General features: G+C 38.4%; 10 protein-coding genes. 8 read left to right on the plus strand and 2 right to left on the minus strand.

Annotation, left to right across the window (positions count from 1 at the left end):
• Window positions 1-124: 124 nt before the first annotated feature.
• Both AC06OU_RS06440 and AC06OU_RS06445 read left to right on the plus strand, forming a co-directional pair.
• Window positions 125-1720: a catalase gene (locus tag AC06OU_RS06440; protein WP_169360505.1), complete on the plus strand. Its 1596-nt coding sequence runs from the start codon at window positions 125-127 to the stop codon at window positions 1718-1720.
• A gap of 273 nt (window positions 1721-1993) precedes the next feature.
• Window positions 1994-2941, plus strand: coding sequence for an ATP-grasp domain-containing protein (locus AC06OU_RS06445; RefSeq protein ID WP_169360504.1), 948 nt, complete (start codon window positions 1994-1996; stop codon window positions 2939-2941).
• A gap of 57 nt (window positions 2942-2998) precedes the next feature.
• On the opposite strand, the gene AC06OU_RS06450 is transcribed toward AC06OU_RS06445, so the two are convergent.
• Complete coding sequence (locus AC06OU_RS06450; protein ID WP_475854746.1) at window positions 2999-3559, minus strand: GNAT family N-acetyltransferase; 561 nt, start codon at window positions 3557-3559, stop codon at window positions 2999-3001.
• Between the two features lie 503 nt (window positions 3560-4062).
• Between AC06OU_RS06450 and AC06OU_RS06455 the strand changes: the two genes are divergently transcribed.
• A complete protein-coding gene (locus AC06OU_RS06455; protein WP_475854748.1) occupies window positions 4063-4713 on the plus strand; it encodes an HAD family hydrolase in 651 nt (216 codons plus the stop codon).
• Between the two features lie 216 nt (window positions 4714-4929).
• Here the strand turns inward: AC06OU_RS06455 and AC06OU_RS06460 are convergent, their stop codons facing one another.
• Window positions 4930-5718, minus strand: coding sequence for an SDR family oxidoreductase (locus AC06OU_RS06460; protein WP_475854750.1), 789 nt, complete (start codon window positions 5716-5718; stop codon window positions 4930-4932).
• Between the two features lie 257 nt (window positions 5719-5975).
• On the opposite strand from AC06OU_RS06460, the gene AC06OU_RS06465 reads away from it, so the two are divergent.
• The 5 genes from AC06OU_RS06465 to nadE all read left to right on the plus strand — a co-directional run.
• The gene (locus AC06OU_RS06465; protein WP_475854752.1) at window positions 5976-6740 is read left to right on the plus strand and encodes an exodeoxyribonuclease III; all 765 of its coding nucleotides are present in this window, start codon (window positions 5976-5978) and stop codon (window positions 6738-6740) included.
• Window positions 6741-6842: 102 nt separating this feature from the next.
• On the plus strand, window positions 6843-8123 hold the full coding sequence (locus AC06OU_RS06470; protein ID WP_475854754.1) for an aminotransferase class I/II-fold pyridoxal phosphate-dependent enzyme: 1281 nt from the start codon (window positions 6843-6845) through the stop codon (window positions 8121-8123).
• 651 nt (window positions 8124-8774) lie between these two features.
• Window positions 8775-10958, plus strand: coding sequence for an outer membrane protein assembly factor BamB family protein (locus AC06OU_RS06475; RefSeq protein ID WP_475854756.1), 2184 nt, complete (start codon window positions 8775-8777; stop codon window positions 10956-10958).
• A gap of 115 nt (window positions 10959-11073) precedes the next feature.
• Window positions 11074-12555 carry a nicotinate phosphoribosyltransferase gene (locus AC06OU_RS06480; RefSeq protein ID WP_475854759.1) on the plus strand — a complete coding sequence of 494 codons (1482 nt, stop codon included), beginning with the start codon at window positions 11074-11076 and terminating at the stop codon, window positions 12553-12555.
• 1 nt (window position 12556) lies between these two features.
• A partial coding sequence (gene nadE, locus AC06OU_RS06485) for an ammonia-dependent NAD(+) synthetase (RefSeq protein WP_475854761.1) occupies window positions 12557-13177 on the plus strand: 621 nt, incomplete at its 3' end.

A 13177-nucleotide genomic window follows, 5' to 3' on the forward strand; every position in this document is an offset into this window, starting at 1 on the left:
ATCGATTATTTTAATAGGAAAAGAGTTCGTATTATAACTACTTCCTTTTTCCTATGCTGGAATATTTACTTATACATTTGGACAGAATGGAATAGAAGTAAAGTTAAAGCTAGGAGGATAAAAATTGGAAAAAGATCATTCTAACAACGAGACTAATCGTGAGACTGAGGATACACTGACAAATAGACAGGGACATCCAATTACGAACAACCAAAATATAAGAACAGTTGGAAACCGTGGTCCAGCAACGCTTGAAAATTATGACTTCATAGAAAAAATAAGTCATTTTGACAGAGAGCGGATTCCAGAACGTGTAGTTCATGCACGCGGGGCTGGAGCACATGGGTATTTTGAAGCGTACGGAGCAGTTGGTAATGAAAGTATATCGAAATATACTAGGGCTAAGCTATTCCAGGAAAAAGGAAAAAGAACACCGGTTTTTGCTCGTTTTTCTTCCGTTATTCATGGAGGACATTCACCTGAAACGCTACGTGATCCTAGAGGATTTGCAGTGAAATTTTATACGGAGGATGGCAACTGGGATTTAGTAGGAAACAACTTAAAGATTTTCTTTATTCGTGATGCGATGAAATTTCCTGATATGATTCATGCATTTAAGCCAGATCCTGTTACAAATATTCAAGATGCAGAACGATTTTTTGATTTTTGTGCAAGCTCTCCGGAATCCTTTCATATGGTTACATTCATTTATTCGCCTTGGGGAATTCCAGCGAATTATCGCATGATGCAAGGCTCAGGAGTAAATACGTATAAATGGGTAAATAAAGATGGTGAGGGAGTCCTGATCAAGTATCATTGGGAGCCTAAACAAGGAATTCGTAATTTAACTCAATCAGAAGCTGAAGAAATTCAAGCGAAAAATTTCAATCATGCTACTCAAGACTTATATGATGCTATTGAAAAGGGAGATTTCCCTGAGTGGGAGTTAAATGTTCAAATTATGAGTGATGGTGAACACCCTGAGTTAGATTTCGATCCGTTAGACGATACAAAGTTATGGCCGAATGATCAATTTCCATGGATGCCAGTTGGAAAAATGGTGTTAAACCGTAATCCTCAGGACTATTTCATGGAAGTGGAGCAAGCAGCATTTGGTACAGGGGTATTAGTAGATGGATTAGATTTCTCAGATGACAAAATGCTTCAGGGACGGACCTTCTCTTATTCTGATACTCAGCGTCATCGAGTAGGGGCTAACTATTTACAGCTCCCTATTAATGCACCGAAAAAGCGTGTGGCAACCAATCAAACAGGTGGCCAAATGGCATATCGGTTAGATAGAGGCCCTTTCCAAAACCCTCATATTAACTACGAGCCATCTATTTTAGATGGATTGCATGAGGCTGAGCAAACTGGCAAGGAATACACCCCAATGATTAAAGGAAACTTAGTTAGAGAATCGATAGATCGCCAAAGTAATACGAAGCAAGCGGGGGAAACCTATCGTAATTTTGAACAGTGGGAGAAGACAGAACTACTGTCTAACCTAGTGAATGATCTCTCTAAGTGTGACCCAAGAATTCAGGATAAGATGATTGCTCTAGCAGAGGAAGCGGATGAAGAGTACGGAAGACTTCTTAAGGAAGGCTTAAAAAATGCACCTAAAGGTGGCTCTAGTCAACATCCACTTGGGGACGTAAATGGAGAAAAAGCTCCACAGCAAGCGGTAGAAAATAGTCATGAAGCTGATCCTTATTGATATAAAAATTTAATACTCTAATATAAACAAACGTGAAATCGTTCCTTGATTTCACGTTTTTATTTTTTCTCAGTTGGTAACTATAGAGCTACGGGGGGAAATGACAAGGCCTAAGGAGATTAAGGATTTAAAAATTCAGAGAGCTTTTCTTATTTTTCTTACTTTTAAAACCTATTGTTGTACTAGGGAATAGAGTTCCTATATACTAATGATAATATAATAAATCTGTTTTTCTTAGACTTTAAATAGATTAATAATGAGGAGATGTAGGATATGTCAAAAATTTATATTATTCATGAAAATGATGAGTGGACAATTCATTTAACTAAAAGATTAGAGGAACTTAATCTGCCTTATGAAAGCTGGCATTTAGACCAAGGAATTGTAGATTTAACGGTCGAACCACCAAACGGTGTATTTTATAACCGCATGAGCGCATCTTCTCATACTAGGGGGCATAGGTATGCACCAGAATTGGCTGGAGGTATGCTTACATGGTTAGAACATCATGGAAGAACAGTGTTTAATGGAACAAAAGCATTAAGCTTGGAACTAAGTAAAATCAATCAGTATGCAGCATTAGAAGCAAGCGGTATTCGAACACCTAAAACAATAGCTGCCGTTGGTAAGGAACACATCGTTTCTGCTGCCGAGAAATTAGGGGTTGTCCCTTTTATAACCAAACATAATAGAGCAGGGAAAGGACTAGGGGTTCAATTATTCCAAACAGTCGATGCATTAAAGGAATATATTTATGGCCCAATGTTTGATGAACCTGTGGATGGCATTACATTAATTCAAGAGTATATTCAATCTCCAGAATCGTATATTACAAGAGCAGAGTTTGTCGGAGGAAAATACTTATATGCTGTTAGAGTCGATACCTCTGAGGGATTTGAACTTTGCCCGGCTGACTCGTGTCAAATTGGTGATGCCTTCTGTCCAGTGGGAGAGGAGCCAACTGTTAAACCAAAGTTTGAGATCCAAGAGGATTTAGAGGAAGGATGGATTGCAAAATATGAAGCCTTCCTTCAACAAAACAAAATAGATGTTGCAGGTATTGAATTCATACGGGATAGTAATGGTGAAGTCTACACCTATGATGTAAACACGAATACGAATTATAATGCGGACGCTGAGGAAAAGGCTGGAAAATATGGCATGCTAGAGCTTGCTAAGTTTCTAGGAGCAACACTAGAAAGCTTAAAAGCATTTAATTAATAAACAAAGGAGGGACATGAGAAATTCATGCCTCTCCTTTAATAGTTATGTGATATTTTAAGAGAAATCCTCTTTTAAAATAGAGTAAATTTTTAAATCTACATGTTTCCCTTTTACTTTCATCCCTTTTCTCATAGTACCTTCATAGGACATCCCCACTTTTTCCATTACACGCGAGGAGCCGACATTCTCGACAAAGCATCTAGCCTGTATGCGTATTAAGTCCATGTGGTTAAAGCCAAAATGGATTAATGCTTCGGCAGCTTCAGTAGTTAACCCTTGTCCCCAGTATTCAGGGGAAAGAACGTATCCGATTTCAGCACTATCATGTTTAATTTGCCATTGGACAAAGTCGATAGTTCCGATAAACTGACCTGTTTCCTTATATTCAATCCCCCACGGTGCAATATCCTTTTTCTCGTACTGCTTTAGTATAAAATGAATGAATTCCTTCGTGTCCTCTAATGTATTGTGCTGATTCCAAGTAACATACTTAGATACTTCTGGGTTGGATCCATATGTATACATATCCTCTGCATCACCTAGCGTAATTTTCCGCAGTATGAGTCTTTCAGTTTCCAATTGTGGCAAGTCTCCGTAAATAGTTTGAATTTCCATTCCATAACATCCTCCCTTTTGTTAGTTCTTTCCATTATAATTTATTTAGCTTTGTTATAGATATGGGTTTATTTTGACTAACAATTCTTTTTTATAGTGACTGTAAACATAAACAAAGGTACTTTCAAACGTCTGTTAAATATAAATAGATGATGAAATTGGGGTTGGTGACCATTTTGAAGCTTTGTTTATGCGAGTAAATTTTTAGCGATTTATCGATGCTAAAGCTGTTCCATTTATTGATTGGAGCGCCAGACGGCGACTCCTACGGGATGAGTGAGACAGATAAGACATCACAACCACGCGCGTAAGCGATGGGTGATGGCTTATCGCTCACCCCGAGGAAAGCGTCCGGCTGGGGCGGAAATCAATTCTACTCTCTGCTTTAAGATTTCTTTGCATCATAAATCACCCTAACCTTTAACATAGCCATTTATCTTAAAAAAAGAAAGACTATTTAGATATAATGGTAGTAAGCTAATTGTAGAGAAAAGAGGGGAAATATGAAGAAGTATGAAGTTATCTTATTTGATTTGGACGGAACGTTGTCTAATCCTAAAATAGGAATTACAACCTCTATCCAATATGGATTAGAAAAAATGGGGATTATGGAGAAGGATCTTGAAAAGTTAGAGTGCTTTATAGGACCGCCATTACAGATTTCTTTTGCAGATTATTATGGCTTTAATGAAAAGCAATGCCACCAAGCCATTGCTTTTTATAGAGAGAGATTTATAGAAACTGGCATGTATGAGAATGAACTTTACGAGGGCATTATCCCGTTGTTGGAAAAGTTAAAAGTGGCAGGGAAAAAGCTTGCAGTTGCTACCTCTAAGCCTACGGTATTTGCTATCGAAATTTTAAAGTATTTCCAAATTGCAGATTACTTTGATGTAGTGGTTGGTAGTGAATTAGATGGAACTAGGTCAGCTAAGGCAGAAATCATACAATATGTTCTAGACGAGTTTCAAGATAAGACGAAGGATAATTTTGTCATGATTGGAGATAGAAAGCATGATATGATTGGAGCTAATCTAACGGGCATAGATTCCATAGGGGTAACGTATGGATTTGGTTCGTCTGAAGAGTTGGAGCATGCGAGTGCCACTTATGTTGTTGAGAGTATAGAGGGGCTAGAGAAGCTAATTGCTTAAAAAGAAGATAGATTAAGCGAAGCTATTCTAAATGGTGATATAAAAGGAGTTGTAACAATGAGCTTTGTAGCTTTATTGATCAGTCTATTGGTAGTTGTTTTTGGTGTAGCTATTTTAACGGGAATCATCTATTTGTTGATGAAAGCATCTAAGAAGTAAAAGGATTTTAGCTGAAAATAAAAAGACCGATTGCAAAGTAGCGTTCGGTCTTTCCTTTTAATACTTATAGGATTGTCCACCATCGATTGTAATAACACACGCATTTACAAACTTAGATTCTTCAGATAACAAGAATGCAACAACGTTTGCTCCCTCTTGAGGTCTACCGAAACGTTTCATAGGGTTAACGGAAACAAATGCTTTACCAGCCTCTTCCCAGCCTTCTTCTCCACCAATTTGTTTTAACGAAGCTTCTACCATAGGAGTCATGATTGCGCCAGGAGCAATTGCATTAATATTGATACCGTATTGACCGTACTCTATTCCAGAGTTTCTAGTAAGCCCTACTACACCGTGTTTACTAGCAGAGTAACCCGACTGATTCCCGACACCACGAATACCGCCGACAGAAGCGGTATTTACTACAGAACCAGCTCCATTTTTTTTCATCTCAGCTAGTACATATTTTAAACCATAAAATACTCCGTTTAGATTAACATTCACGACCTTGTGAAACTCTTCGATACCGAAATCCTCTGTCAGGTTTTGCTTGCCCTCGATTCCAGCATTGTTGAAAAATCCATCTATACGTCCAAACTTGTTAACTGTTTCATCCACATAGTTTTTTACTGCGGCCTCTTCTGCAACGTTTGCTGTAACTAAGAGTAATTCAGTATTTGGTGCCACTTCTAGGATACGACTTTTAGTTTCCTCTAGACCATTGCTATTTAAATCTACCAATGTCAGTTTAGCTCCATCTTTCGCCAAAGTTATGGCAGTAACCTGTCCTAAACCTGAACCAGCACCAGTTATAATAATTACCTTTTCATTAAAACGTTTAGTCATAAACAATTCCTCCAATTTGTTAGTCTTTACTATATCTCGCATGCTATTAAATAGTACAAGTTAGGTTGCCTCGAAAATGGCTTACTATACATTGGTTTCCTTGTTAATTTACAGACCTTTTAGTTTCCCTCTATAATAAAAGAGTTATATAGTGCGCTTTGTTTTTTGAGTCGTATGTGTGAAGCTCTTTAAAATAGATGTCTCAGCTACCTCTCATGGTTTGTATTTAAGCGCTTTCTTATTTAGGAGGTACTAAAGTGAAGTTCGTTTCGTGGAATGTCAATGGGCTGAGAGCCTGTGTTAATAAAGGATTTTTAGATTACTTTCAGGAGGTAGATGCTGATGTTGTTTGCCTTCAGGAAACCAAGCTGCAAGAAGGTCAAATCTCCCTAGCTTTAGATGGTTATGAGCAGTATTGGAATTATGCATTAAAAAAAGGATATTCGGGAACTGCTATCTTTACTAAAGTAAAACCTCTTTCTGTTAAATATGGAGTAGGAGATTTAGAAACTGAAGATGAAGGACGTATCATTACAATGGAGTTCGAGGATTTCTATTTAGTAAATGTATATACTCCAAATGCCAAACGTGATTTAACGAGACTTGCTTATCGATTAGAATGGGAAGATGACATGCGTACATATTTAAAGCAGTTAGATACTGTAAAGCCTGTTATCATGTGTGGAGATTTAAACGTGGCTCACGCTGAAATAGATTTGAAAAATGCTAAATCCAATAAAGGTAACTCAGGATTTACGGCAGAGGAGAGAGGGAAGATGACCTCGTTATTGGCAGAAGGATTTATCGATACCTACCGATACTTCCATCCAGACCAAGAGGGCGCGTACACGTGGTGGTCGTACATGAGTAAGGTGAGAGAGCGCAATATCGGGTGGCGCATTGATTATTTTATAGCATCCGAAAGGTTAAGTCCTCGACTGATCAGTGCTTCGATTGACGCTGATGTGTTAGGTAGTGATCATTGTCCTATTTTGCTAGAAATAGAAGATGAAAAGTCGTGACAACCTTGTGGAATATTCGATATATTATGGGAAAGGATACAATCCCTCAATGAAATAGAGTACAATGTGGTTAAAATAGAAAAATTCTGGAGGTACCAATAGATGAATGCTTTAGCTGTCCAATTAAATGAAAAAATGCAAAAAGAAAATCCAGCAATTTTTAACATGTTATCTGAGTTAGGAAAGAGTTTATTTTATCCAAAAGGGATATTAAGTCAAAGTGCCGAGGCAAGTAAAAAAGCACATCGCTTTAATGCAACAATTGGAATTGCCACTGAAAATGGTGAACCGATGCATTTTCGTCATATTCAAGAAAAAGTAGATTATAACCCAAACGATATTTATCCGTATGCACCACCACAAGGTAAGGAAGCCCTACGATCCGCATGGAAGGAAAAACTTCTTAAAGATAATCCATCTCTTCAAGGAAAAACCTTCGGCTTACCGATTGTTACTAATGCATTGACACACGGACTAAGTATTGTAGCCGATCTATTTATGAATCCAGGAGATGTGGTCATCACACCTGATCATTATTGGGGTAATTACAATACTGTATTTCAAGTAAGAAGAGGCGGCAAGGTAGAAACTTTCCCTCTATTCAATGAAAATGGTGGATTTGATACAGAAGGATTCCGTACGACACTCTTAAAGCAAACAGGAAAAGCGATTGTATTATTAAACTTTCCTAACAACCCTACTGGCTTTACTCCCTCTCTCCAAGAAGGAGAAGCGATTGTTCAGGCCTTAAAGGAAGCTGCTGATGGAGGCTTAGATTTAGTAGTGGTATTAGATGACGCCTATTTTGGTCTTTTTTATGAGGATTCTATGAAGGAGTCCCTATTTGGATTACTTGCTGGAGCTCATTCTAATATATTGCCCATTAAGGTAGACGGTGCAACGAAAGAAAACTACGTGTGGGGTCTCCGGGTTGGGTTTATCACTTATGCTGCAGAACCAAATGTACTGGATGCTTTAGAGCAAAAAACAAAAGGAATCATCCGTGGAACGATTTCTAGTGGTTCACATATTTCTCAAACTATGATTCTGGAGTCACTTCAATCAGATGAGTTTGAAAAGGAAAAGCAAGAGAAGTTTAACATTATGCAAGGCAGAGCCAATAAAACAAAAGAAGTATTGGCAAATGAAAAATTTAACGCTTATTGGACTTACTATCCATTTAACTCTGGCTACTTTATGTGCTTAAAACTTCATGATATAGATGCAGAAACACTGCGTTTACACTTATTAGACCAATATGGTGTTGGTGTTATTGCTAGCAATACAACGGATATTCGAGTAGCCTTCTCTTGTGTGGAAGAAGAGGATATTGAAGAGCTCTTTGATCTTATTTATAAGGGTTGCCAAGATTTAGCTAAATAAAATAGTCATCTTTAAAAACTATCTAAGAGAATCTTAGGTAGTTTTTTTACGGTTTTAAGGAGTTTAGCATCGAAATTTAGAAAGCCTGGTGGAAGTCTATAGCATATATATTTTTTATTTTATAGAGAGATATGAATAGGACAGGAAACTTATGGTGAGTTACATTACTTTTATTTAAGCTTTGTTAAAGTTATTGGTTGATTTTGACTAACAATTCTTTTTTAGAGTGACTGTAAACATTATAAAAGGACATTCAAATGACTATTAAGATTATAAATAGACTATGGAATGGAGATTGGGTACAGTTTTGCGGCTTTGTTTATGCGAGTAAATGTATAAGCACTTATCGAGCATTAAAGCTGTTCTCATTTATTGATTGGAGCGCTAGACGGCGACTCCTACGGGATGGGTGATGGTTTATCGCTCACCCCGAGGAAAGCGTCCGACTGGTGCGGAAATCAATTCTACTCTCCTAATCTAGATTTCTTTTCTAAGCATCCTAAATCAACCCTACTCTTTAACATAGCCTTTATTTATTAAATATGTGATTGTATTTCCCTCCGAGAGAATTAATCCTAATTGGCGCGCATATTTTATAGAGTATTAAATCTATTTTCTTTAGTAGTTCGAAAGAAAGAAGGGGGGATTGAAATGCGGAGAAGAAAAGAGTCATCGGTCATATTTCAAATATTTATAGGTAGTTGTATTGCTATGGTTGTTTTATTTGGTTTGTATCTTATTGCAGACAAGGATAAGGAAGAACGGTCTGTGGAGCCAGAGGAGGTTGACGTGGTTGCGGAGATTGAAAAAGAAAAACCACAGGTAGAAGGAAAGACGACTCCGAGTCCTTCAAATCCTAATGTTAAAGTAGAATACTCCTCTAAAGAATGGGTGACTCACGGTGGAGATTACTATAATAGGAGATATTCTGTACTCAATCAAATTACATCGGAGAACATAGGAGATTTAAAGCCGACCTGGGTAACTAGTTTAGGTTCTGGAGCAGAGCCGAAGTATTCAGGAGAGGCAACTCCATTAGTTGTGGATGGAATTATGTATGTGGCAACTGGTGCTAATGATATATTTGCTTTAGATGCCAAAACTGGAGAACTGATATGGGCCTACGAGCCGGATATTAGCCAAGAGATGGATACCGTCTGCTGTGGGTGGACAACGCGAGGTCTAGCTGTAGGAGATGGTAAAGTATATGCAGGTCTACTAGACGCACGTCTTATAGCATTGGATCAAAAAACAGGAGAATTGCAATGGGAAACAAAGGTTGCAGAATGGGAGGAAGGCTATACAGTTACTAGTGCCCCTCTTTATTATAATGGTAAGGTTTACACCGGAGTGGCAGGAGGGGAATATGGAATTCGTGGTCGCGTAATGGCGTATGATGCGGATTTAGGATACGAAGTATGGAGATTCTATACAATACCAGGTCCAGGTGATATAAATGGCGATACTTGGCCAGACAATGATTCTTGGTTGACTGGTGGAGGACCTGTTTGGAATACTCCAGCTGTAGATCCTGAGCTTGGATATATTTACTTTGCTACTGGCAATACAGCACCCGACTTAGATGGAAGTAATCGAGAGGGTGATAATTTATATGCTAACTCGGTTGTTGCTGTAAATGCAGAAAATGGAGACTATGTATGGCACTTCCAAGAGGTGCATCATGATATATGGGATATGGATCCAGCAAATCCTGTTGTTTTGTTTGACGTAGAAAAAGATGGTGTTATGAGAAAGGGACTTGGGCAGGCAGGGAAAACTGGCTGGGTGTATTTCTTAGATCGAACGGACGGGACACCGCTTATTGGTATTGAAGAAAAGCCTGTTCCACAATTGGCAGAACAAAAAACCTCTCCTACACAACCTTTCCCAGTTGGGGATGCATTCGTTCCTCAAGGAGTTTTTCAGGATGATGTGGATAAAGACTTAGGAGATACCTTTGAAGGGCAAATAGGAGACATATTTACTCCTTTTTGGGAGGAGCCAATCACACTTAAGCCAGGTCCAGCAGGTGGAGCCAATTGGCCACCTTCTGCTTACAATCCGGATACTGAGTTGTTCTATGTGTTAGGAAATGATAATTATTTTTCATTTGCAAGACAAGAAGATGAAGCTTTTGAAGAGGGTTCTATGTATATAGGAAGTATAATGCAACCCGTTTCTAATGCTCCGGTAAGAGGTACAGTCACCGCGTTAGATGTGAAAACAAATAAAATAGTATGGCAGCAAAATTGGGATGCACAAGCATATAGTGGTGTATTAACTACTAAAGGTAATCTAGTTTTTGTAGGTCACAATGATGGAAGGCTCATAGCCTTTGATGCAAAAACAGGTAATCAAGTATGGGAATATATGATGGATGCTGGGGCAAATGCTCCTTCTATCACATATGAAATAGATGGAGAGCAGTATATTTCTATTTATGCGGCGGGTAATGCTTTAGCGGGATCGAAGCATGGAGATAAAATATATACCTTCAAGCTTGGAGGAAGCTTACCTGAAGGGCAAGTGATTGATGGCTCTGTTAAAGAAAAGGTAAGTGTGAATGAAGAAACGGAAGGAGCAACAGTTAGTTCTGACTTTGGTCTTTCTGTTTATACAAACAGCTGCATAGCCTGTCACGGAGATCAAGGTGCCAATGGACACAATGGGCCAAATCTTCAAGATAGCAAATTTGCAGAAAGCAGAGAAAACGTAATAGATCGAATAACTAACGGAGGAACTACTATGCCTTCGTTTAATGAGACACTAACCCAAGAAGAAATAGATGCAGTTGCGGATTATGTCTTGACGGTCATCTCTCCTTTAGGTAAATAATAAGATAGGCAGTTTAGCCAGTCCTGTTAGGGGGCTGGCTTTGTTGTGGTTAATTTTCCATGCTAAAGGGTAAATAGTGTATACTAAGTTCAATAGTTATTAGAAGGAGATCATCATGAAAAAAATTTATGCCGATGACAGTTTAGCATTACATACTGATTTATATCAGATAAATATGGTGGAGGCCTACTGGGCTGATAATATGCATGAGAGAAAAGCAGTGTTTGAATTATTTTTCCGAAAGCTTCCTTTTGGGAATGGTTATGGCATTTTTGCTGGCCTAGAAAGATGTCTGGAATACTTAAGAGATTTTCACTTTTCGGAAAGTGATTTAGAATACTTGCAGAATGGATTAGGGTATCGTGTTGATTTTATAGATTACTTAAAAACCGTTCGTTTTACTGGTGATGTTTATTCGATGAAAGAAGGGGAATTAGTATTTCCTAATGAGCCCATTATTCGAGTGGAATCTACTCTAGCAGAGGCACAATTAGTAGAGACTGCTTTGCTCAATATCGTAAATTATCAAACGTTAATTGCTACTAAAGGTTCTCGTATTAAACAGGTTGTCAAGGACGAGGTAGCAATGGAATTTGGCTCTCGACGAGCTCAAGAAATGGATGCTGCAATTTGGGGAACTCGTGCAGCCTTTATCGGAGGAATCGAGGCTACAAGTAATGTACGCGCCGGTAAAATGTTTGGTATTCCTGTCTCTGGAACACATGCACATTCCATGGTGCAAGCATATAAGAGTGAATATGACGCCTTTCACTCATATGCAAAAAGACACAGGGACTGTGTTTTTCTAGTAGATACGTATAACACGTTGAAAACGGGTGTGCCAACTGCTATCAAAGTAGCAAAAGAGCTAGGGGACAAAATTAATTTTATCGGTATTCGTTTAGATTCAGGAGATATTTCGTTCCTATCAAAGGAAGCTAGAAAAATGCTAGATGCAGCAGGGTTTCCAAATGCTAAAATCATCGTTTCTAATGATTTAGATGAGTATACTATTTTGAACTTAAAGGCTCAGGGAGCAAAAGTAGATAGCTGGGGTATTGGCACTAAGCTAATCACTGGATATGACCAGCCTGCACTGGGTGCTGTATATAAAATTGTTTCTATTGAAAGTGAAGCAGGTGTGATGGAGGATACTATTAAAATTTCCTCTACTACTGAAAAAGTTACTACTCCTGGGCAGAAAAAGCTCTTCCGTATTATAGATAAGGAAAACGGTAAGGCTGAGGGTGATTACATTGCTATGCATGATGAAGACCCTGCTCATGAGGAACGTCTAAAAATGTTCCACCCTGTCCATACCTTCGTTTCAAAATTTGTCACGAACTTTGAGGCTAAGGATTTACATGTAAAGGTAATCGAAAACGGGACAGTAATTTATAATAACCCAGATCTTGCGGAAATTCGGAATTATGCTCATGATAATTTGGATTTGCTTTGGGAGGAATATAAGCGTTCTCTTAATCCAGAGGAATATCCTGTTGATTTAAGCCAGAAGTGCTGGGACAATAAAATGCGTAACATTCAAGAAGTGAAGGAAATGGAGCAAAATCTTATTTCAAACAATGGAGGGATTTAAGATGTCTGACAAACAAAGAGAAATTATCGAAGCCTTAAAAGTAAAGCCTGTGGTTGATCCAAAAGAGGAAGCTCGTATAAGTATCGATTTTATGAAAGACTATTTAAAGAAGCATCCATTTTTAAAAAGTATGGTTTTAGGTATTTCAGGTGGCCAAGACTCCACTTTAGTGGGTAAGCTTGCCCAAATGGCAGTGGATGAGTTGAATGACGAAATGGGAGCAGGCACGTATTCATTTATCGCGGTTAGTTTGCCATACGGGGTGCAATTTGATGAATCTGATCGTCAGGATGCACTGAACTTTATTCAGCCAAGCAAACGTGTAACCATTAATATTAAGGAAGCCGTAGACGCAAGTGACCGTGCGTTGAAGGAAGCAGGCATAACCCTTAGTGATTTTGCAAAAGGAAATGAAAAAGCGAGAGAACGTATGAAGGCTCAGTATTCTATAGCTGCAACATATAACGGTGTAGTGCTAGGTACAGATCATGCGGCCGAAGCGGTCACTGGTTTTTATACTAAATATGGTGATGGTGGAGTAGACTTAACTCCAATTTTCCGTCTCAATAAAAGACAAGGGAAGCAATTACTAAAGCATTTAGGTGCTCCTCAGCATCTATAC

It is taken from the genome of Psychrobacillus sp. (genome assembly GCF_056205495.1).

Coding starts and splice junctions, on each gene's coding strand:
- AC06OU_RS06470 (WP_475854754.1), top strand. CDS start 6,843: ATGAATGCTTTAGCTGTCCAATTAAATGAAAAAATGCAAAAAGAAAAT.
- AC06OU_RS06475 (WP_475854756.1), top strand. CDS start 8,775: ATGCGGAGAAGAAAAGAGTCATCGGTCATATTTCAAATATTTATAGGT.
- AC06OU_RS06455 (WP_475854748.1), top strand. CDS start 4,063: ATGAAGAAGTATGAAGTTATCTTATTTGATTTGGACGGAACGTTGTCT.
- AC06OU_RS06445 (WP_169360504.1), top strand. CDS start 1,994: ATGTCAAAAATTTATATTATTCATGAAAATGATGAGTGGACAATTCAT.
- AC06OU_RS06480 (WP_475854759.1), top strand. CDS start 11,074: ATGAAAAAAATTTATGCCGATGACAGTTTAGCATTACATACTGATTTA.
- AC06OU_RS06450 (WP_475854746.1), bottom strand. CDS start 3,559: ATGGAAATTCAAACTATTTACGGAGACTTGCCACAATTGGAAACTGAA.
- AC06OU_RS06460 (WP_475854750.1), bottom strand. CDS start 5,718: ATGACTAAACGTTTTAATGAAAAGGTAATTATTATAACTGGTGCTGGT.